This is a genomic window from Ideonella sp., from assembly GCF_036277275.1.
Classification (GTDB): domain Bacteria; phylum Pseudomonadota; class Gammaproteobacteria; order Burkholderiales; family Burkholderiaceae_C; genus Ideonella.
The window spans coordinates 100,719-122,344 of the sequence record NZ_DASUNH010000137.1 but is presented as its reverse complement, the minus strand read 5'-3'; the positions used below and the strand labels follow the sequence as shown (position 1 = coordinate 122,344).

Here is a 21,626-nt window from a genome sequence, read left to right as displayed (position 1 = left end):
TGCGTCTGCGCCACCGACTCGCCGCCGGGCTGGCCGGACTGACCGTCTTGCTGCCGTTGTCTGCCCGGGCCGACGAACCGGCCACCCCACCGGTCCCGCCTGCTGCCGAACCTTCGGCACCCTCTGTTGCCAATGTGGCCCCGAGCGTTCAGCCGGGCAAGCCGCTGGCGCGGGTGCGCGTGATCGGGCCGTACCTCGACATGCGCAGCGGCCCGGGCCGCGGCTACCCGATCTTCTACGCAGCCGAGCGCGAAGAATGGGTGGTCATCGAACTGCGCCACACCGACTGGTACAAGGTGCGCACCGCGCGCGGGGCGGCCGGCTGGGTCTCGCGCGAGCAGATGCGGCAGACGGTGACCGAAGACGGCGTGCCATTCGAGCTGGCCGACCCGACGCTGCAGAATTTCCTGAACCGCCGCTTCGATGTCGGCGTCGGCTATGGCGCAACGGCCAAGACCTCGTTCACCCGCGTGTGGGCCGGCTGGCGCTTTTCCGACACGCTGAGCCTGGACATCAACGGCGGTGACATCCAGGGGCAGAGCTACACCATCAGCATGTGGACCGCGGGCTTGTTGGCCGAGCCCTGGTCCGACAAGCGGCTGTCGCCGTTCGTGGGCATAGGCATGGGCCACTACCACTACGTGCCGAACAAGAGCCGCGTCAACCGCCATGAAGCCGATGGCAACATGGGTGTCTTCACACTCGGTACGCGCTACTACCTGGCGAGCCGGGTGGCGCTGCGGATCGACTACTCGCGCTACTCGGCCTTCATCTCCGACAAGAACTACCGCAACTTCCAGGCCGGCACGATCGGCCTGTCTTTGCACTTCTGACCCTGACGCCCGCCACGCCATGCGCAAAAGCTTTGTGACCCTCACCGCGGCCCTTGTGGCTGCCCTCGCGCTGCCGTCGCTGGCCGCGGCCCAGGCCAATGCCGAATCGGTCGTGGTGCCGCAGGTCGACCGCCGCGACATCAAGCTGCCGAAGTTCCCGTCCAACGACTTCGAGGTCGGCCTGTTTGGCGGCATGTACTCGGCGCAGAACTTCGGCTCCAGCGTGGCCGGGGGCCTGCGTGCGACGTACCACATCACCGAAGACTTCTTCGTCGAGGCCAGCGCCGGCCAGACCAAGGTCAGCGACGAGGCCTTCCGCCGCATCCTGCCGGGTGGCATCTTCACCGACAACGAAGAGATGCTGATCTACTCGAACTTCAACGTCGGCATGAACGTGCTGCCGGGGGAAGTCTTCCTCTGGCGCGACGTCGCCATGCCTTCGCAGGTCTTCATCGTCGCCGGCGGCGGCACCACCCGCTTCAACGGCCAGCGCATGAAGACGATCGACTTCGGCGTCGGCGTCAAGGTCTATGTCTTCGACTGGCTCGCGGTGCGCGTCGACATGCGCGACAACATCTACACCCTCGACCTGTTGGGCAAGCGTGACAGCACCCACAACATCGAGTTGAACGCCGGCCTGTCTTTCCTGTTCTGAGCACCGCTGCCATGAGCACCCGCCTTCTTGACCTTTCGCGTCGCCAGATGCTCAGCCTCGGCGTCGGTGGCGCTGCATCGTTGGCCCTCGGGCTGCCGTCGCTGGCTCAGGCCGGCATCGCGCCCAAGTCCCCGGCGCCCGATTTCACGCTGCGAAGCCTCGACGGCCCGAACCTGCGGCTGCACGAGCAGCGTGGCAAGGTCGTGCTGCTGAACTTCTGGGCCACCTGGTGCGGCCCCTGCCGCGAAGAGATGCCGCAGCTGAACAAGCTGTACGAGAAGTACCGCCCGTCCGGCTTCACGCTGCTGGGCGTCAACGTCGACGAGGATAGCCGCAACGCGGCCGGTATCGCCGGCCAACTGGGCGTCAAGTTCCCGGTTCTGCTCGACAGCGACAAGCGCGTCAGCAAGCTGTACGAACTCAGCGCCATGCCGTCGACCGTGGTCATCGACCGCGACGGCCGGGTGCGTTTCATGAACCGCGGCTACAAGAGCGGCACCGAGCTCGAGTACGACCAGCAGATCCGCGCGCTGCTGAAGGAATGAGCGCCGTGATGTTCCCCATTCAAGCCGGCCGCACCGCCGTGGCGGCGGCGTTGGTCGCCAGCGCTGCGCTGCTGCAGGGCTGCGCGCCGATCGAACCGTGGGTCAAGCCGTACGAGCGTGAGCGCCTGGCTGATCCGATCATGCAGTTGTCCCGCGACAACCTGGCCGAGCGCCACCGCGACCACGTCTACACAGTGCGCGAAGGCGCGCGAGGCGCCACCGGCGTGCAGGGGGGCGGCTGTGGATGTAATTAAAGGCCCCCACGCCGGCATGAATGGCCCCCACGCTCCCTTCCGGTCGCTGCCCCCCAAGGGGGCTCGCGCAGCGGACCGGCAGAGCCGGATCCGCGCACGCCACTGGGTGAAGGCCACGCTGGAGGCTCTGGCACGCGTGCTGGGCTTCGGCGGCATGGCCGCTGGCACGGCCCACGCGGTCGACCTGCCACCCGACCACGCCGAGGCGATGCTGCACGTTTACGACGGTGGCGGCGTGCGCGCCGCTGGTCCGGCGGTGCTGATCCGCAAGAGCCTGTTCAACAAGGTCTCGTTATCGGCCACCTACTACGTCGATGCGGTCAGCAATGCGTCGATCGACGTCGTCACGACGGCCAGCAAGTACAGCGAAACGCGGCAGCAGCTGGACCTGGGCATCGACTATGCCGTGCGCGACTCGCTGATCCACGTCAGCGCCAGCAGCGGCAAGGAGCCTGACTACATCGCGCAGACCTTCGGCGTCGACGTGTCGCAGGAAGTGTTCGGCGGCATGACCACCGTCAACCTCGGTTTCACCGAAGGCCACGATGCGGTTGGTCGCAAGGGCGAAGAAGGCTACTTCGACCACGCGACGCACTGGCAATACCGGCTCGGCGTGACGCAGATCCTGACGCCGCGCTGGTTGGCCAGCGCCAATTTCGAAGCACTGGCCGACGAAGGCTTCCTCGGCAGTCCCTACCGCGCCGCGCGGGTGTTCGGCGCGTTTGTGCCGGAAGACGTGCCGCGTACACGTTCGGGCCGGGCCATCAAGTTCCGCACGCTGGGTGACATCAGCGACTGGTTCCGCGGCGGCAGCTGGGGCGCCGGCCAGCGACACTCGATGCACGCGGAGTACCGCTACTTCTGGGACAACTGGGGCATCAAGGCGCACACGCTCGAAGGCGGCTACAGCCGCTACTTCGGCGACAAGTGGCTGGCCGACAGCTGGTTGCGCTTCAACCGCCAGAGTGCGGCGCTGTTCTACAGCGACAACGCGCAGGTCGAGACCCTGTACATCACCCGCAACCGCCAGCTCGGCACCTTCAACAGCTGGAGCCTGGGCGGGCGCGCGACCTACGAGTACGCGAAGGTGCCGGGCCGCTACGACATCAAGCTCAGCGGCTCGCTGGAATACGTGCGCTTCGACTACCAGGACTTCACGGACTTCCGCACTGGCAAGCCTTATGCATTCAACGGTGCGCTGCTGCAGCTGTACCTGACGGCCAACTTCTGAATCGAGACCTCCGGCATGTTTTCGCTGACCCCCTTGCGCGCCGCCGCTGCTGTTGCCAGCCTGGCCTGGCTGGCTTTCGTGACCCCCGCCCATGCTGCCGATGTGCCGGCGGTACCCGCGCCGGCGGCGTCGGCCGCCGTGGTGGCGGCCCCGGCGCCGAGCGCCGCAGCCAGCGTCCCCGAAGCGGGGCTGGACAGCCGCGTGCAGGACGTGAAGTCCGACGTCATCAAGCTGAACCGTGACCTGCTGGTGCTCGAAGAGGAGCTGCTGTTCCCGGCCAGCACCCAAGTCGCGCTGTTCGTGTCGATGGACGTGGGCAAGCTGTTCTCGCTCGAATCGGTGCAGATCAAGCTCGACGACAAGATGGTCGCCGAGTACCTGTACACGCCCGCCGAAGTGGCGGCCTTGCACCGCGGTGGTGTGCAGCGAGTCTTCGTCGGCAACCTGAAGACCGGCGCGCACGAGATCACCGCCTTCTTCACCGGCCAGGGCCCGCACACCCGCGACTACAAGCGCGCCACGACGCTGAAGTTCGACAAGGGCGCCGAGCCCAAGTACATCGAGCTGCGCATCAAGGACAAGCTGGCCAAGCTCCAGCCCGAATTCGACGTCAAAGTCTGGCAGTGATGGGCCCCCACGCTCCCTCCGGTCGCTGCCCCCCAGGGGGGCTCGCGCAGCGGACCGGCGAAGCCGGATCCGCGCACGCCACTTGGTTGGGTCGCGGCGTTGTTTCGGCGTCGCTGTGCCTGGCTGCCGGCTTGGTGCATGCCGCTGAGCCCGCGAAGCCTGACCGTTCGGTCAAGGCGCCGCACTACGGCGACACGCTGTTCTATTTCTTCCAGGACCGGCCGTTTCCGGCGCTGACGGGCTTGATGGTGTCGCAGCAGTTCGAACGGCTGCCGCGCCATGAAGACGAGGCCGAGGTGCTGCGCGGTGGCTTGCTGCTGGGCTATGGCCTGCACCGTGAGGCGGGCGAGATCTTCGCCGGCCTGATCGAGCGCGGCGCCGAGCCGGCGGTGCGCGATCGCGCCTGGTACTACCTGGCCAAGATCCGCTACCAGCGCGGCAGCCCGGAGGAAGCCGGCGAGGCCTTGTCGCACATCGAGCGTCCGCTGCCCGGCGCGCTCGAAGACGAACGTTCGCTGCTGGCCGGCCAGATCCGACTGGCGCTGGGTGACGCGCCCGGCGCAGCCGATTCGTTCCGCGCGCTGCTGGCCCGGCCACCGGTGCCCGAGATCAAGCCGACGGCCAAGGGGCAGCCCGAGCCGCCCAAGCCTGGCTTCTTCAGCCGCATCGGCAGCTGGCTGGTCGATGCGGTGACACTGAACTTCGGCCGCGGCAACGACGTGCCGGTCAGCACCGCACCGGCCTACGCCCGCTTCAACCTCGGCGTGGCGCTGATCCGCAGCGGCGACGTCGAAGGTGGCCGCGCGCTGCTCGACGAGCTGGGCCGCACGCCGATGCACAGCGAAGAGCTGCGGGTGCTGCGCGACCAGGCCAACGTGGCGCTGGGCTTCACCGCGCTGACGCAGGACGACCCCGAAGGTGCGGCCAAGGCGCTCGAGCGTGTGCGCCTGCAAGGCCTGCATTCGAACAAGGCACTGCTCGGCTTCGGCTGGGCTGCTGCCGCGCAGAAGAAGCCGGCCCAGGCCCTGGTGCCGTGGATGGAGCTCGCCGGCCGCGACCCCAGCGACGCCGCGGTGCTCGAAGCCCGCATTGCCGTGCCCTACGCGCTGGCCGAGCTGGGCGCCTACGGTCAGGCATTGGCGCGCTACCAGGAGGCCATCAACGCCTACGACCAGGAGCACAAGGCGCTGAACGAATCGATCGCGGCGATTCGCGCCGGCGATCTCGTCAAGGGCCTGACCGAACGCAACCCGGCTGAAGACATGGGCTGGTTCCTGCCGATCACCCAGTTGCCCGAGATGCCGCACCAGGGCCACCTGGCACCGGTGCTGGCCGGCCATGATTTCCAGGAAGCGTTCAAGAACTATCGCGACCTGAACTTCCTCAGCCACAACCTGACCGAGTGGCAGGACAAGCTGGGCATCTACGGCGACATGCTGGACCACCGCCGCAAGGCGTTCGTCGAACGCCTGCCGCAGGTGCGCCAGCGCTCGGCCGAGCTGCGGGTCGACGACCTGCAGCGCCAGCGCGATGCGCTCGCCGGCGAATACGAAGCCGCCGAGGCCGCCGCCGATGGCCTGGCCTACGCCACGCCCGCCGAACGCGCCCAGCAGGCGCGCCTGGCAGGTGCGCAGAGGCTGCTCGCCGAAGGTGGCGACGCGGTCAAGGCCGAAGTCGACGCCGACGCGGTCAGCGAGCGCCTGCGTCGCTTGTCCGGTGCGTTGACCTGGCAGCTGGCGCAATCGTTGCCCGAGCGCCGCTGGGCCGCCGAGAAGGGCCTGCGCGAGACTGACAAGCAGCTCGCCGAAGCGCGCGAGCACGACGCCAAACTCGACGCTGCGCAACGCACCGAGCCGGCCAAGTTCGACGCCTTTGCCGTGCGCCTGAACGAGCTGTCCGGGCGCATCAAGGCCTTGCAGCCGCGTGTGGCCGCGCTGACCACCGAACAACAGCAAGCGCTGCAGGACACCGCCGTGCAGGCGCTGCAGACCCAACAAGAGCGCCTGGTCGGCTACACCAACCAGGCCCGTTATGCCGTGGCCCAGCTGTACGACCGCGCGACCCAGAAGCCCGGCGACGCGAAGCCGAGCGAATCGAAGCCAGCCGACGGCGAACAAGGGGGCCCGCGTGCGAACCCCTGAGATGCGCCACCCGCTGTTCCGCCTGACCCTGCTCGCCGCGGCCCTGAGCCTGTCGGCCTGCGCCAACAAGGGCCGCAACGCCTATGCCGACGATGCGCCGACGCTGAAGACGCTGGCCGGCCGCGAGTACAAGGTCGAGCCCGACACCGGCATCGCCGGCGACGAAGAGCAGGCGATCGAGGCCTACAACCGCTTCCTCGCCGCAGCGCCGAATGCGCCGCAGCGGCCGCAGGCGATGCGCCGCCTGGGTGACCTGGCGATGGACGCAGCCGACAGCCGCTTTGCCGCCAGCACCGCCGGCGCCGCCGACCCCGACTACAAGGCCGCGATCCAGCGCTACCAGGATTACCTGAAGGCCTACCCGAACGACCCGGACAACGACCGCGTCTACTACCAGCTCTCGCGCGCCTACGAGCAAGGCGGCCAGCTCGAGGTGGCGCTGAAGACGCTGGACCAGCTGGTCAAGCAGTATCCGAACACGCGCTACCTCGACGAGGCCCAGTTCCGCCGGGGCGAACTGCTGTTCACGGCGCGCAACTACACGGCCGCCGAGCAGGCCTACGCGATCGTGCTGAAGACCGAGGGTTCGCTGTACCGCGACCGTGCGCTCTACATGCACGGCTGGTCGGTTTTCAAGCAGGGCCGGCTCGAAGAGGCGCTGACCTCGTTCTTCGGCGTGCTCGACCTGAAGCTGGGCCCGCTGGAAAGCGACGACGAACTCGAGAAGATCGACGCGCTGACCCGCGCCGACCGCGAGCTGGTCGAGGACACCTTCCGCGTCACCAGCCTGTCGCTGGAGAATCTGAAGGGCGCCGAGTCGATCCCGACCTACATCGACAGCGATGTGCGCAGGACCTACGAGTTCCGCGTCTACCAGCAACTGTCGGCGCTGTACCTGAAGCAGGACCGGCCGAAGGACGCGGCCGATGCGCTGAACGTGTTCGCACGCCGCCAGCCGCTGCATGCGCAGGCGCCGCTGATGCAGGCGCGTGTGATCGAGATCCAGCAGCAGTCGGGCTTCGACCTGCTGGCACTCGAATCCAAGAAAGAATACGTTGCCCGCTACGGTGTCGGCAGCGAATTCCGCAAGGCCAACCCCGAGGGCTGGGAGCGTGCCCAGCCGCTGGTCAAGACCCACCTGACCGAGCTGGCCACGCGCTACCACGCCGCCGCGCAGAAGACCCATGCCACGGCCGACGTGCAAGAGGCGGTGCGCTGGTACCGTGACCTGATCGATGGCTTCCCCGACGATGCCGCGGCGCCGCGCAACCATTTCCTGCTGGCCGAACTGCTGTTCGAAGACAAGCAGTTCGCCGCCGCCGCTGCCGAGTACGAGATCTCGGCCTACAAATACCCCACGCACCCGCAGAGCGCCGACGCCGGTTATGCCGCGCTGCTGGCCTATGCCGAGCAGGACAAGCGTGCCCGCGCCGAGGGCAACACCGCGGTGCTGACGGCGCTGCAGAAGACCTCGGTCGAAAGCGCGCTGCGTTTTGCCCAGGCCAACCCGAGCGACAGCCGGGCGGCGCCGGTGCTGACGAACGCCGCCGACAAGCTCTACACGCTGGGTGAGGGCGCGCGCGCGGCGACAGTCGCACAGCAGGTGCTGGCGCTGCAACCGCCGGCGGCCCCGGCCTTGCGCAAGGTCGCCTGGACGGTGGTGGCCCACACCTCGTTCGAAACCGGCGCCTACGACCAGGCCGAAAAGGCCTACACCGAGGTGCTGGCGTTGACGCCCGAGAAGGACGCCACGCGCACCGAGCTGACCGAACGTCTCGCGGCTGCGATCTACAAGCAAGGCGAGGCCGCGCGCACGGCCGGCCAGACCAAGGATGCAGCCGGCCACTTCGCCCGTGTCGCCGTGGCGGCGCCGAATTCGACCGTGCGCACCGCGGCTCAATACGACGCGGCGGCCGCGCAGATCGCGATGAAGGACTGGGCTGGCGCCACCCGAACGCTGGAAGACTTCCGCCAGCGTTTCCCGAAACACCAGCTTGCCGACGAGGTGACCACCAAGCTCGCGCTGGCCTACACCGAGCAGGGCCAGTGGGCCCCGGCGGCGGCTGAGTACGAGCGCCTGGCCGCCGTGCAAAAAGACCCGGAGCTGGCCCGTTCCGCGCAATGGCAGGCCGCCGAGATGTACGACAAGGCCGCTCAAGGTGGCACGGTGTCGGCGCGCAGCGCATCGGCCAAGGCTTACGAGCGCTATTTGCGCCTGTACCCGGCGCCGCTGGAGCAGGCTGTCGAGGCCCGCTATCGCCTGGTCAAGCTGGCCGAGGCGGACGGCAATGCGTCGCGTGCGCTCGCATTGCAAAAAGAGATCTTCCAGGCCGACCAGGCTGGTGGCAGCGCCCGCACCGGCCGCACCAAGACGCTCGGCGCGATGGCGGCGCTCGCGATTGCAGAACCGGTGCGTGCCAGCTATGCGCAAGTGCAACTGGTCGAACCGCTGCAAAAGCAGCTGAAGCTGAAGAAGACCAAGCTCGAGGAAACGCTCAAGGTCTACACCGTTGCGGCCGACTACGGCGTGGCCGAGGTCGTCACCGCGTCAACCTACCAGATCGGCGCGCTGTACCAGGACTTCGGCAAGGCCTTGATCGGCTCGCAGCGGCCGAAGAAGCTCAGCAAGATCGAACTCGAGCAGTACAACGTGCTGCTGGAAGAGCAGGCCTTCCCGTTCGAGGAGAAGGCGATCGAGCTGCACGAAGTCAACGCCAAGCGCTCGGCCGATGGCCTGTACGACGAGTGGGTCAAGAAGAGCTTTGCCGCGCTGCGCGAGCTGCGCCCCGGCCGCTGGGGCAAGAGCGAGCGCGCCGACAACGGCGCCTCGAAGGCGGCCCAGTTGAACAGCCAGGCGATCGCGCTGCGCCAGCAAGGCCAGTTCGACAAGGCCCGCGAGACCTACGAAGCGGCGATCGCGGCCGACGCCAACTACGCGCCGGCCAGCCTGAACCTGGGCGTACTGCACGACCTGTACCTGAACCACCCGGACCAGGCGCTCGAGTTGTACAACCGCTACCTGGCCCTCACGCCGGCCGGCGACGCCGCCGTCGGCAAGTGGGTGGCCGACGTCAAGACCCGCGCCAAGCCTGCGCCCGCTCCAACCGCTGCTGCGTCGGCGCCGGCGGCGACCCCAGCGGCCTCTGCGCCGAAGGACAAGCCATGAGACGAGCTTTACTGTTGCTTGCACTGGGCGCTGCTGCCGCTGTCGGTGCGCGTGCCGAAGACCGGGCAGACCTGGAGCGCACCCAGATCATCGGCAACCGCGAGTTGCCGAAGGTGCTGTACATCGTGCCGTGGAAGAAGCCGCTGCCCGGCGAATTGGCAGGCCGCCCCGCGGTCAGCGTGCTCGACGAGGTGTTGGCACCGGTCGACCGCGATGTCTTCCGCCGCCAGATCCAGTACGACGCGGCCTTGCACCCGGCGCCCGCCGCTGCCGCCAAGCCCTGACGTTTTCCTTTTCTTTGTTCCTGCCCCCGCCCTCGTGGCCTCTCGGAGAAGATTGAGATGATTACTTTTGACATGGTCGTGAAGTTCTTCAGGGACTGCGGCTTGTTCATCTACCCCAGCCTGATCATTCTGGCGATGGGCCTGTCGATCGCGGTCGAGCGCTGGGTTTTCCTGCGCCGCGCACGCAGCCAGAACAAGCGCGAATGGGCGCAGATGCTGCCAATGCTGCAGGGCGGCCAGCTGAAGGAGGTGCTGAGCACCGCTTCGCGCTCGGAATCGGCCATCGGCAACATCGTGACCCACGGCCTGACCCGCCTGCAGACCTCGCGCCGCCGCGAGGACCTGGACGCGGCGATGGAAGAGGGCATGATGGAAATCGTGCCGCGCCTGGAGCGCCGCACGCACTACATCGCGACCTTCGCCAACGTGATCACGCTGGTCGGCCTGCTGGGCACGATCATGGGCCTGATCAAGGCGTTTACGGCGGTCGCGCAGGTCAACCCGGCCGAGAAGGCCGAGATGCTGTCGGCCTCGATCTCGATCGCGATGAACAACACCGCGTTCGCGCTGATGGTCGCGATTCCGTTCTTGCTGATCCACGCCTTCCTGCAGTCGCGCACCAGCGAAATCGTCGACGGGCTGGAAGCCGCCAAGATCAGCTTCCTGAACCTGATGCAGCGCATCGCTCCCGAGCACTCGAACCGCTGATCCGCCAACCCACACAAAAGGGCCCGCGTCATGCGCGTTCGACGCCTCAAGAAACATCCAGCGGCGCTGGAGATCTCGGCCTTCCTGAACCTGATCGTGGTGCTGGTGCCGTTCCTGCTGTCCACGGCCGTGTTCACCCGCCTCACGGTGGTGGACATGAGCCTGCCTGCGCAGAGCACCGGCGCGGCCGAGCAGCTGCAGGTCGACCACCTGAACCTGGAAGTGGTGATCCGTCCCGACGCGATCGAGGTCGGGGACCGCATCGGCGGCCTGATCCAGCGCATTGCCAACACCGATGGCAGCACCCCCGATCTGGTGACGCTGAACGCGCTGGTGACGCAGATCAAGCTCAAATTTCCCGAGCAACGCGATGCGAGCGTTCTGGCCGAGCCTGACACCTCCTACGACAAGCTGGTGAAGGTGATGGATGCGGTGCGTTCGACCCAACGCTCCGAAGGTGGCCAGGTCGTGCGCAGCGAACTCTTTCCCGACATTGCGATCGGCGACGCGCCGGTCGTCCGCGTGAAGCCTTGAGGCTTGACGGCCCCAAAGGGAACTGACGATGAAACTCACTCCGCTGCAAAAGCGCGCTGCCCACAAGCAGCGCAACACGCAGCAACTGGACTTGAACCTGACCGCGCTGGTCGACGTGTTCACGATCCTGATCTTCTTCCTGTTGTCGAACTCGACCGAGGTCGAAGTGCTGCCGGCCTCCAAGGCGGTCACGCTGCCTGAATCGAACGCCGAGAAGGCGCCCAAGGCGACGCTGGTGGTGCTGGTCAGCGGCACCGACATCGTGGTCGAAGGTCGACGGATCGCGCTGGTCTCCGAGGTGTTGGCCAATGCGGGCGACGTGATCGCGCCGCTGCAGGCCGAACTGGAACTGCTGTCCACCCGCCAGGTGGTGCGCGAGGAGAACCAGAGCGGCAGCCGTGCCATCACGATCATGGGCGACAAGGACATCCCGTTCCAGTTGCTGCGCAAGGTCATGGCGACCTGTGCGCGCGCCAACTTCAGCGACGTCTCGTTCGCGCTCAGGCAGAAGGCGGACGCATGACGTACACGTTGTCCACCCAGGCTCGGTTCGCCGCGCCATACCGGGCAGGTGAGGTGCCGGCATGAGCGCGCTGTCCGTTTCGTTCCACCCCGGGGTGCTCGCCTGGTCGGTTCCCGAAGAGGACGACCGGCGCTTCCGGACCATCGCCAGCGTGGTGATGGGGTTGTGCCTGTTGTTCGCACTCGTGCTGCCTTGGATTCCACTGCCGGAGCTGACGCGCGAGCAGGAGGTGCAGCCCCTGCCGCCGCCGCTGGCCAAGCTGCTGCTCGAGGACAAGAAACCGGTGCCGCCGCCCACGCCGAAGCCGGCCGAGGTGGCGCCGCAGCAGCCACAGCAGGCGGTCAAGGAGACCAAGAAACCTGACGAGCCGGCGCCGAAGCCCGAGCGCGACAAGAAGCAGCCGCCGGTGCCGGAGGCGCGCAACCCCGTCCCCGGCAAGCCGCCTGGCGAGGCGCTCGACGCGGCACGGCGGAAGGCGACCGGCGTCGGCCTGCTGGCGATGAAGGAGCAACTGGCCGAGCTGCATGGCGCGCCGGTCGCGGTGCAGCTGAACAAGGAAGCCATCAAGCCGGGCCTCGGCGTGGGCACGGGCGTCGGCCCGGGTGTCGGGGCAGGTAACGAGGCCGGGATTCCGGTGCGCTCGATGGTGACGTCGAACGCGACCGGTGGCTCAGGCGGCATCAACACCGCCGGCTACAGCCGCAACACCGGCGGCGGCGGCCTGGCCGGCCGCTCGACCACGCTGGTCGAAGGCACGGCCGGCGGCGGCGGTGGCGGCGGTCCGGGCGGCGGTGGAGGCTCCGGCACGGGCGGCAAGGGCACGGGCGCCGGCTCGCCTGGCGGCACCTTGCAGAAGGGCGCGAGCGGCAAGGCCTCGCGTTCGATCGAGGAGATCCGCCTCGTCTTCGAACGCAACAAGGGTGCGATCTACGCAATCTACAACCGGGCGCTGCGTGAGGACCCGGGCTTGCAGGGCAAGGTCGTGCTCGAGCTGAAGATCGCCCCGGCCGGCCACGTGGTCAGCGTGCGCATCGTGTCCACCGAGCTGAAGGCACCAGAGCTGGAGCAGAAGCTGCTGGCCCGCATCCAGCAGTTCGACTTCGGGGCCAAGGACGTCGACCAGATGGTCGTCACCTACCCGATGGACTTCTTGCCTTCATGATGCCCCCACGCCCCCTGCCGGGGGCTGCCTCGCAGGCCGCGCTGAGCCAGAGGCTCAGCCCTTCGGCAGGCACGAACAGTCCTCTGGACTGTTCATGTCCGGCCTCAGCCCCCCGAGGGGGCTCCTGCAGCGGACCGGCATAGCCGGATCCGCGCAGGCGACTTGGAGGGGCGGCGCAAAGCGCCGCCCCGCCCGCGATCAAAGCGTGTCTCGGGCGACGACTTCCCCGAGCGCGCCATAGCGCAGCCGCATATCGAGCCGACCATCGCGGTCGGTGTCCTGCTCGGCCTCGATCAGCTGGCCGAGCTTGAAGTGTTCGACGCGCAGCGGCAGACCGGTCGACGGTTCAAAAGTTGACGAACTTTCGATCACGCCGTGGCGGTAGCTCGAGGCCCATTCGTTGAAGCCATCGCCGTCGCCGTCGGTCTCGCGGCGCTGCACGCTGCCGGCGCGGTAGAACAGCCGCGATTCGAAGCGGCCGTCGAAGTCGTCATCGCTTTCGGCGCTGGCCAGCGAGCCGCGTTCGTAGTGGCCGATGTAGTCGGTCCGGTGGTCGAAATTGCGGTCGGCCTCGACGCGCAACGGCCGGCCGCCCGAGTCGTAGAACCAATGTTCGTCCAGCGTGCCGTCGCGGTCGTGATCGACGCCTTCCTGGCTGACCGGTGCGCGCATCGCCGCCCAGGTGAGCAAGATGCCGGCGACGAGGCCGACGCTGGCCCAGGCCGTGCGGCTGGGCACCCGTGGGGCCGGTGGCGTGGTCGGCGCGGCTGGCTGGGTTGCCTCGAACGTGGTGACCACCGCCCGCGCGGCGTCGTAGTCCGCGTCGTCCACGACCACCCGCACCAGGCCTACCGCCGGCAGCTCCCCAATGCCGCCCTGCAGGTACTCGCCGTCGACCCGCCCCTGCAAGCCTTGCTGTTGCAGCAGGTGCAACACCATGTGAGCCTCGACCGCGTTGGAAGCTTCGAACACCGTTTTCATCCGCCGATGATCACCGATCCGGGCGTTCAGCGCGTCCCGTCGCAGGCGGCAGGACCGTGCCCGCGAAGGGTGGCGGTGCGATTTTCAGCTCGCTTTCAGGCCACCGACACCGCCTAACGCAAGAGTTACTGCTACACACCGTGAAGGCGGTGATGCTCCCTAGTTTGCATGGCGCGCAGCCGCAGCCGGGTCACCAGAATCGCCGCCTGTCGTACCGCACTCTCCTGAGGCCCACGCGCCGGGCGGGACCGATTTCTTGCAGTTCGGTGGACGGCTCGCGGCACGCGCCCACATCGCGAACACGACGCGTCTCGCATCGACCCACGGTCGCCTACCCCGGAGCCGGCCCGGGCCTTAACCCAGGATAGCGACGGGGCGCGCCGCCTTGCACAGACTCGACAACGAGCCGACACGGCTCAAGGAGGACTCCCGATGAACTGCCAATTCAGGTTCGCCGACACGATGCTCGCTGCCATGACGGCTCAGCCGATGAAACGAGGCGTCGCCACGTTGGTGCTGATGGCGGCCTGCGCCGCCCCATCCATTGCCACGGCCTCTGCGGCCCACCGGTCCGCGCGAGCCGATTCGAGCGAGGCCAACACCGGCATCCACTACATTCCGCTGAGCTTGTCCGCCGGGCCTGCGGCCGACAAGTCACCGCTGCGCACCGGCGTGCCCTTTCCGATGGGCGAGCTGTCCAACATCAAGCATCTGCGCCTGGAAACGGGTGATGGCAGCCTGGAAGTGCCGGCCCAGTTTGACGCCATCTCGCGCTGGCCCGACGGCTCGATCAAGGTGGCCTTGACGCAACTCGTGGCCGACCTCGGCGCTGCCCAGTCCTACCGCGTGGCCTATGGTCCTGGCGTGACCCGGGCGCCGCTGCCACGCAACGTGTCCATCAGCGGCAACGGCCCTGGCAAGGTCACGGTCGACACCGGCTTGGTGAAGTTCACCGTCAACCGCCAGGGTGTGATCAGCAAGGTCTGGCGCGACGCCAACGCCAATGGCAAGTTCGAAGCGCGCGAGCAGCTGATCGACTCGGGCGACATGTTCATGGTCAACGCCTTCGACAACCGCGAGTACACCGCGTCCGCAGCCACTGACGCGGCGGTCACCGTCGAAGAGAGCGGCCCGCTGCGCGCGGTGATCAAAGCCCAGGGATCGCTCACCGACGGCAGTGGCGCCAAGCTGATCAAGTACCTGGTGCGCTACTACGCCAGCCAGGGCTCCGACAAGATCGACATGGAGGTCTCGGTCATCGATGACCGGCTGGAGCCCAACGTCGAAGTCAAACCCGTCACGTTCGCCATCGCGGCCAAGGGCCTGGGCATGCGCTGGCACTACTTGTCCGACGGCGCGGCCGACTACCGCTTCGGCGGCGAAGACGGCGCGGCGTACGCGGGCACGGTGTCCGGCGAACACTACCTGCTGCAAAAGGGCGACTTCCGATTCGAAACCAGAATCGTGAACGGGTCCCCGCAGGGCCATGACATGGGCAACACGTTTGCCTACAGCGGTGTCGGTACGGGCAGCAAAGCACCGGGTTGGGTGACGCTGGACTCTGGCAAGCGCCACCTGGCCTTGATGGTCAGGGACTTCTGGCAGCAGTTCCCGGGTGAGCTGAGCATCAGCGGCAACACGTTGACGGCCTCGCTGTTCCCGGTGCGTGCGGGTGGCACCGAAACCGCCGAGCCTGCGCAGTCGGGCGACCACTACCGCCGCGCAGCCAGCATGTACTTTGCCCGCCCAGGCGGCGCCAAGACCTACCAGCTGCGCTTCGCGTTCGGCGGCGACAAGCCCACCACACACGCGGTCGACCGCATGAACGACCGTTACCAGCGCCACACCCTGGACCTGATGGCCGCGCGGAACTGGTACACGTCGTCCGGCGTCTTCGGCGATCTGAACGTCGGCACCTCGACGAAGGCCGACACCGGCTATGACGCCTACCTGATGCGCGACATCTACGAGGCGAGCATCCAGCGAACCGATGGCAACGCCACGATGTTTGGCTGGCGCGACTACGGTGATCGCCTGCGCGCGGGCTGGGCGCTGGTCACGCCGACCAAGGTGTGCATCCCCAGCTTCTACAACGACACCCACGTCGGCGCGAACAACTTCTTCACTGAGTTTCTGCGCACCGGCGACCAGCGCTGGTACGAGCTGGCCGACATCAGCACACGCCACTTCATGGACGTGGACGTGTCGCATGGCCCGCGCGCCGGGTACTGGTCCACCGGCGGCGTGCCGCAGCCGGCCGGCGAAGTGCACGCCATCAACCATGAAAACATCGACCACCAGGTGCGCAATCTGCATTGGGGCCACGCCCATGTCAGTGGCCTGAGCAACAACTACCTGCTCACCGGCGACAAGCGCTCGCTGGACGTGCTGACCGAAGTGGCCGGCTGGTGGAAGTTCGTGTCGCCGCACTTTTTCAAACAGCCTTTCAACGCCGCTGACAAGTACCGCGAAGCCGAGCGCGACTACGGCTGGCCGCTGTACGTGATGAACGAATACGTGCGGGCCACCGGCGATGCGAAGTACCACAAGGAGGTGGCCGGCGGTTTGGTGAACTACCTGCACCAGTGGTTCAGGACGCCGCTCAACCACGTCGGCTACAACCCCGTCACCGGCGTCATCTCCAACGACGTCATCGGCGTGAACGATGCCAGCAAGGGCACCGGTTTCTGGACCATGACCAAGATGGACAACGGCGCAGGCTACAACGCCACCGGGACCAACCCGTGGATGGCCGGCGCGCTGCTCGGCAACCTCATCAAGTTCTACGAGGCCGACAAGGAGTTTGCGGCTGCCGGACAGGCGTCCGGGTTGAGTCATCCGGCGCTGATCGACATGCTGCTGCAGGGCATGAATTACGTGGTCAAACACGGCTACGACAACGAGCGCAAGTACTTCGTGTACTCGGAAGTGACCCGTGGCACCGATGGCGGCAGCAACCACATCGTGTACCCGTTGGCCTACCTCGATCGTCTCTACAAGAAGGAGCTCGCGGCCGGCCACCTGGCCCATCCGGAGTGGTACGACACCCAAAGCACCTGGCTCACCCGGGCTACCGAGCGGTACGACCTGATGCGAAGCATGGTGGTCGGCACCAACACCCAGTCCTATGGGTTCTATGGCTACGAGATCGTCTACCCGGCCGACTTCTTCAAAGTCATGAAGGACACGATCGGGCATTGAGGACCGCCCTGGAGCCATTCGCGGCGATCCCCTGGGACCGCCCATCGCCCCGGGGATCGCTCTCCAGGGCGCATGTCTTGGATGAACGATCGCAGGCACAGGTTGCATGGCAAGTACGGCTAAAGAGGTCGCCGAGTTGTTGGCGGGATGCGAGCTGCCACAGTGGGAGAGCTTCGCGACGAGCATCACCACCAGGCAGGTGCGCGCAGGAGAGTTCCTCTTCCATGCCGGCCAGACGCAGTCGTCGGTGTTCATCGTCAACTGGGGCGTGGTGAAGCTGGTCTACGAGACCGTGGACGGAAAGCACTGGGTGAAGAACCTGGCCACGGCAGGCACCTACATCGCCAACATGACGTCACGATCGCGCAACAGTCTGGCCCGCTTCTCGGCGCAGGCCCTGGCTGACACGCAGCTCGAAGAAATGGCCTACGAGCAGATTCAGTCTCTCGCGGCACGCCACATCGAATGGCAGCGTGTGGTGGGCCGGGCGTACGAGCTCTATGCATCACGCACCGAGCGGCGCGAAATGGAATTCCTCACCAAGACGGCGGAAGAGCGCTACCTGCGCTTTCTGGTCGAGTACGAAGAGTTCGCGGCCATGATCCCGCAGAAGGACATCGCCAGCTACATCGGCGTCACGCCCGTCGCCCTGAGCCGCATCAAGTCCCGCCTTCGCGCGGTGAACTCGGCCAAGTGACGGCGCTTCGGCCTCGTGCCGAAGCAACCGGCTGCCTGATACCCAAAGTTACGCGAGGTGTTAACCCAGGATAGCGACGTTGCGCACTGCCTTGCAGAGACTCGATCTCAAATCAATACGGTTCACGGAGACTCTGCATGACGTGTGAATTCAGGCTCCCGACCGCGCTGCTCGCCGCGATCGTGATCAGACCCATGCGACGAATGGCGGCCGCGCTGATGCTGGTGGTGGCCGGCACCGCCCCCGCCGCCGCCTGGGCGGCCAATCACTATGTGCGAGCCGACGCGACCGGAAACAACACAGGCACCGACTGGCTCAACGCGTACACCGCACTGCCCAAGTCGCTGACGCGCGGAGACACCTACTACCTGGGCGATGGCATCTATCCGGGGCGCGGTCTCGGAACGAAGACCAGCGGAACGACGCTCATCACGATCAAGAAGGCGACCGTGGCCGACCACGGCACCAGCGCTGGGTGGAGCGATGCCTACGGTGACGGCCAGGCCATCTTCACCGGCGGCCTGGCCTTCACATCGTCTCACTGGCTGGTGGACGGGCAAACCGGCGGCGGCGCCGTGAACAACTGGGGTGGGGTGTTCGGCATCAAGATCGCGGAAAGGCGGGACGACGTCCCCCTGCTCAAGATCGCCGGCCAGAACGTGACGGCCGACCACATCACGATCCGCCATGTGGAGTTGCACGGCAAAGGCTCGGCCAGCAAGCACGGTGGGTCTTACTCGAACGACGGCTTGGCCATCCATGGGGCAACCGGGGTGACCCTGTCGTACTTCCGGATGGTCGGCATCGGCCGCGCCCCGTTCTTCGTCAGCCCACGCCGGCTCGTGGTCGAACATGGCTGGGTTGAATCCTTCCACGGCTCCAGCGAGGTCCACTCCGAAGTGGCCAGCATCTGGGGCTTCGCAGGCAAGGTGGGCAACGTGACCTTCCGCCACAACCTGTTCACCGACATCCAGAGCACCGGCGGGATCATGTGGGACAACTCGTCCAACCCCCAGGCCAAGCTGCGCATCTACGGCAACGTGTTCTACAAGCCACCCGGTGCCCACTGGCAGCAAGCCAATGGGCTCATCGGCGGGTGGACGGGAGGCGCCGGCGAAGAGTTCCACAACGTCGCCGTCTACAACAACACCTTCGTCAATGTCGACCAGGAAAGCCTGAGCACCTTCCCGAACGTGTTCTCCGGCAATGCTGCCTTCAACAATCTCTTCTACAACTGCCGCAGCCCGGATTTCGCCAAATTCGGGCAGCACGACAACAACCACTTCATCCACTCCGGTGGCAAGCACGCGGAACCCGGTGGCAGCAGCGCAGCCCGTGGCGACCCGTTTGTCGATTATCTGAACCTCGACTTCCGCCTCAAGCTCGGCACGGCCGCCGGTGCCACCTTGCCCGAACCATTCCATGTGGACGGATATGGCGTTGCGCGCGGGCGCGATGGTGCCTGGGACCGCGGCGCCTTCGAGTTCGACGCAGAGGCCGTTGGCACCTTCGCGGCGCCAGTTCCACCCTGAAGGGGCTGGCAAGGGCGCTGACGCCCGTGATACGAGCGTCAGCGTGATCCAGGCACCGCCCGCCGACTGCATGGCCAGCAACCCGTGCGTTGGCGGCAGCCTGTGGCTTCAAGGATCGTCCCGCCCTCTCGACGCTGCATGGATGCTGGCGAATGGCGCATGGCGCACAGCTCAGAGCAGCCTATTGCCCCGCCGCACGCCGGCCACGTGAAGACCGGCGCCCCGCGTGCGACGACCAGCGCTGTCCCGCACCGCGGCAGTCGCCGCGCGCGTCGCCTGGGCGGCGGATAGAAGCTCAACTGTCATGAAGGTCTATCTTGACTACAGACAACGCAGTGAAATTCAAGCCCTATACACGGCACACCATCAAGGAAGCACCGCAATGGGAAAAGCTCTCGGCGGAACAGCGTGAATCGGTGGCCGTGGTATCCCGGGTGCTTCCATTTCGCGTCAATTCGTATGTGATGGACGAACTGATCGACTGGGACAACATCCCTGACGATCCGATCTATCGGCTCACCTTCCTGCACCGCGATATGTTGCGCCCTTCGGAATACGAGGCCCTGCGGGATCTGGTATTCATCGACAAGGACGAACAGAAGATCGAGCAGATGGTGCGCCAGATCCGGATGCGCATGAATCCGCATCCCGCCGGGCAGATGACGCACAACGTTCCCCACCTCGACGGTCGGCCCTTGAGCGGGTTGCAGCACAAATACCGGGAGACGGTGCTGTTCTTCCCGAAAGCCGGACAGTCCTGCCATGCCTACTGCACCTTCTGCTTTCGCTGGCCGCAATTCGTCGGCATGGACGAGCTCAAATTCGACGCCAAGGATACGTCCGAGCTGGTCGAGTATCTCAAGCGTCATCAGGCCGTTACCGACGTCCTGATCACCGGCGGCGACCCGATGGTGATGAACGCGCGCTCGCTGGCCAACTGCATCGAGCCCCTGCTTGCACCGGAATTGGCGCACATTCAGAACATCCGGATCGGCACCAAGTCCGTCGCCTACTGGCCGCAGCGCTTCGTCACCGACAAGGACGCAGACGACGTGCTGCGACTCTTTGAAAAGGTCGTGGCCTCAGGCAAGAACCTGGCGCTGATGGGTCACTACAACCATCCGGCTGAGTTGCGCACCCGTATTGCGCAACAGGCGGTCAGGCGAATTGTCTCGACCGGTGCGACGCTGCGCATGCAGGCCCCCTTGATACGCCATATCAACGAGGATCCGGCCGGATGGGCTGAGTTGTGGACGACCGGAGTCAGGCTCGGCGCTGTTCCCTATTACATGTTCGTCGAACGGGATACCGGCCCGAGCAGTTACTTCGAACTGCCGCTGGCGAAGGCATATGAAGTGTTTCAAGCGGCGTATCAGCAGATATCGGGCTTGGCGAGAACAGTACGGGGCCCGTCGATGAGCGCGCATCCGGGCAAAGTGGTCGTCGATGGCATCATCACGCTGGGCGGCGAAAAGGTCTTTGCCCTGCAGTTCCTCCAGGCGAGAAACGCTGACTGGGTGCGCAGGCCTTTTTATGCGAAATTCGACAGTAAGGCCACCTGGTTCGATCAGTTGGTCCCGGCATTCGGCGAGGACAGGTTTTTCTTCCAGCAAAGCAGCCCGTCTGCGCGCGAAGAGGAGGTGCTGGAGCACCGGATTTCCCTGGTCGCCATGAAGCGCGTTCGCGAAACGCAGGCGAGTTCACCTCTCGGTGTGTCTTGAGAGGGTTCATGAAGCAGGCCTTGTACGAGGTGTATGCGCTGCGTTATGCCACGCACGCCAGCCGCCATGCCTCGGAGAATTTCATCTTCTCCGATTTCCACGACGACGCCCTGATGCCACTGGATTTCTTCATGTGGGCGATCAAGGGCGAGAGCCAGGTGATCGTGGTCGACACCGGATTCGACGCGGAAACCGCGAAGAAACGCCAGCGCACATACTTGCAAAGCCCCGTCGAGATGCTGCGCGACGTGGGCATCGATGCGAATGAGGTGACCGACGTCGTCATCACCCACATGCACTACGACCATTGCGGCAATCTGATGGCGTTTCCGAATGCCCGGTTCCACATCCAGGATGACGAAATGGCCTACTGCACCGGACGCTGCATGGGCCATGAGGCGTTGCGAAAGCCGTTTGAGGCCAAGGACGTGATCAACGCCATTCGCTGCCTGTTCGAGGGGCGGCTGGTATTCCACAAGGGCAGCAGCAGGCTGGCGGACGGCATTTTCTTGCACCAGGTCGGCGGCCATACCAAGGGCATGCAGGTGGTGACCGTGCCGACCATGCGCGGCCAGATCGTCCTGGCAAGTGATGCCGCGCACTACTGGACCAACATTCGTGAGCGCAGCCCATTTCCGATCGTGGTTGACGTTGAGGGCATGCTGGAAGCGCACGCCAAGATCGAAGCGCTGGCCGACGGGCCGTATCACATCATTCCGGGCCACGACCCCAAGGTGCTGGAGGTCTTTCCTAAACTGCAAGGAAACAGCAATATCGCCCTGCTCCATGTTCACCCGGATTTTTCCGGCTAGAGCAACGCGGAATATCACT

General features: G+C 66.1%; 19 protein-coding genes. 18 read left to right on the top strand and 1 reads right to left on the bottom strand.

Annotated elements, in window-relative coordinates:
* The first annotated feature begins 134 nt into the window (after positions 1 to 134).
* From VFY73_RS24020 to VFY73_RS23960, 13 genes are all read left to right on the top strand, one after another.
* Positions 135 to 833, top strand: coding sequence for an outer membrane beta-barrel protein (locus VFY73_RS24020; RefSeq protein ID WP_329723581.1), 699 nt, complete (start codon positions 135 to 137; stop codon positions 831 to 833).
* A 19-nt stretch (positions 834 to 852) separates the two neighbouring features.
* Positions 853 to 1,488: an outer membrane beta-barrel domain-containing protein gene (locus VFY73_RS24015; protein WP_329723579.1), complete on the top strand. Its 636-nt coding sequence runs from the start codon at positions 853 to 855 to the stop codon at positions 1,486 to 1,488.
* A gap of 11 nt (positions 1,489 to 1,499) precedes the next feature.
* The gene (locus VFY73_RS24010) at positions 1,500 to 2,033 is read left to right on the top strand and encodes a TlpA disulfide reductase family protein (RefSeq protein WP_329723577.1); all 534 of its coding nucleotides are present in this window, start codon (positions 1,500 to 1,502) and stop codon (positions 2,031 to 2,033) included.
* An 8-nt stretch (positions 2,034 to 2,041) separates the two neighbouring features.
* A complete protein-coding gene (locus tag VFY73_RS24005) occupies positions 2,042 to 2,287 on the top strand; it encodes a DUF4266 domain-containing protein (RefSeq protein ID WP_329723655.1) in 246 nt (81 codons plus the stop codon).
* 106 nt (positions 2,288 to 2,393) lie between these two features.
* Positions 2,394 to 3,518, top strand: coding sequence for a DUF3570 domain-containing protein (locus tag VFY73_RS24000; protein ID WP_329723575.1), 1,125 nt, complete (start codon positions 2,394 to 2,396; stop codon positions 3,516 to 3,518).
* Between the two features lie 15 nt (positions 3,519 to 3,533).
* Positions 3,534 to 4,145 (top strand): AraC family transcriptional regulator, encoded by a 612-nt coding sequence (locus VFY73_RS23995; protein WP_329723573.1) that lies wholly within the window; start codon positions 3,534 to 3,536, stop codon positions 4,143 to 4,145.
* Between the two features lie 134 nt (positions 4,146 to 4,279).
* Positions 4,280 to 6,286 (top strand): tetratricopeptide repeat protein, encoded by a 2,007-nt coding sequence (locus tag VFY73_RS23990; protein ID WP_329723653.1) that lies wholly within the window; start codon positions 4,280 to 4,282, stop codon positions 6,284 to 6,286.
* Positions 6,273 to 9,452, top strand: coding sequence for a tetratricopeptide repeat protein (locus tag VFY73_RS23985; protein WP_329723571.1), 3,180 nt, complete (start codon positions 6,273 to 6,275; stop codon positions 9,450 to 9,452). Before VFY73_RS23990 ends, VFY73_RS23985 begins: the two co-directional genes overlap by 14 nt.
* A complete protein-coding gene (locus tag VFY73_RS23980; protein WP_329723569.1) occupies positions 9,449 to 9,736 on the top strand; it encodes a hypothetical protein in 288 nt (95 codons plus the stop codon). Before VFY73_RS23985 ends, VFY73_RS23980 begins: the two co-directional genes overlap by 4 nt.
* 57 nt (positions 9,737 to 9,793) lie before the next feature.
* Complete coding sequence (locus VFY73_RS23975; protein WP_329723567.1) at positions 9,794 to 10,444, top strand: MotA/TolQ/ExbB proton channel family protein; 651 nt, start codon at positions 9,794 to 9,796, stop codon at positions 10,442 to 10,444.
* A gap of 30 nt (positions 10,445 to 10,474) precedes the next feature.
* A complete protein-coding gene (locus tag VFY73_RS23970) occupies positions 10,475 to 10,978 on the top strand; it encodes an ExbD/TolR family protein (protein WP_329723565.1) in 504 nt (167 codons plus the stop codon).
* A 28-nt stretch (positions 10,979 to 11,006) separates the two neighbouring features.
* A complete protein-coding gene (locus VFY73_RS23965) occupies positions 11,007 to 11,501 on the top strand; it encodes an ExbD/TolR family protein (protein ID WP_329723563.1) in 495 nt (164 codons plus the stop codon).
* Between the two features lie 61 nt (positions 11,502 to 11,562).
* A complete protein-coding gene (locus VFY73_RS23960) occupies positions 11,563 to 12,663 on the top strand; it encodes an AgmX/PglI C-terminal domain-containing protein (RefSeq protein ID WP_329723561.1) in 1,101 nt (366 codons plus the stop codon).
* 198 nt (positions 12,664 to 12,861) lie between these two features.
* Here the strand turns inward: VFY73_RS23960 and VFY73_RS23955 are convergent, their stop codons facing one another.
* Positions 12,862 to 13,635, bottom strand: coding sequence for a putative signal transducing protein (locus VFY73_RS23955; protein ID WP_329723559.1), 774 nt, complete (start codon positions 13,633 to 13,635; stop codon positions 12,862 to 12,864).
* Between the two features lie 441 nt (positions 13,636 to 14,076).
* On the opposite strand from VFY73_RS23955, the gene VFY73_RS23950 reads away from it, so the two are divergent.
* The 5 genes from VFY73_RS23950 to VFY73_RS23930 all read left to right on the top strand — a co-directional run bounded on the left by VFY73_RS23950 (position 14,077) and on the right by VFY73_RS23930 (position 21,607).
* Positions 14,077 to 16,845 (top strand): hypothetical protein, encoded by a 2,769-nt coding sequence (locus VFY73_RS23950; RefSeq protein WP_329723557.1) that lies wholly within the window; start codon positions 14,077 to 14,079, stop codon positions 16,843 to 16,845.
* A gap of 106 nt (positions 16,846 to 16,951) precedes the next feature.
* Positions 16,952 to 17,542, top strand: a complete 591-nt coding sequence (locus VFY73_RS23945) for a Crp/Fnr family transcriptional regulator (protein ID WP_329723555.1) — start codon at positions 16,952 to 16,954, stop codon at positions 17,540 to 17,542.
* Between the two features lie 194 nt (positions 17,543 to 17,736).
* Positions 17,737 to 19,074 carry a hypothetical protein gene (locus VFY73_RS23940; protein ID WP_329723553.1) on the top strand — a complete coding sequence of 446 codons (1,338 nt, stop codon included), beginning with the start codon at positions 17,737 to 17,739 and terminating at the stop codon, positions 19,072 to 19,074.
* 335 nt (positions 19,075 to 19,409) lie between these two features.
* Positions 19,410 to 20,795, top strand: a complete 1,386-nt coding sequence (locus VFY73_RS23935) for a lysine 2,3-aminomutase (protein WP_329723551.1) — start codon at positions 19,410 to 19,412, stop codon at positions 20,793 to 20,795.
* Between the two features lie 8 nt (positions 20,796 to 20,803).
* A complete protein-coding gene (locus tag VFY73_RS23930; RefSeq protein ID WP_329723549.1) occupies positions 20,804 to 21,607 on the top strand; it encodes an N-acyl homoserine lactonase family protein in 804 nt (267 codons plus the stop codon).
* Positions 21,608 to 21,626: the final 19 nt, after the last annotated feature.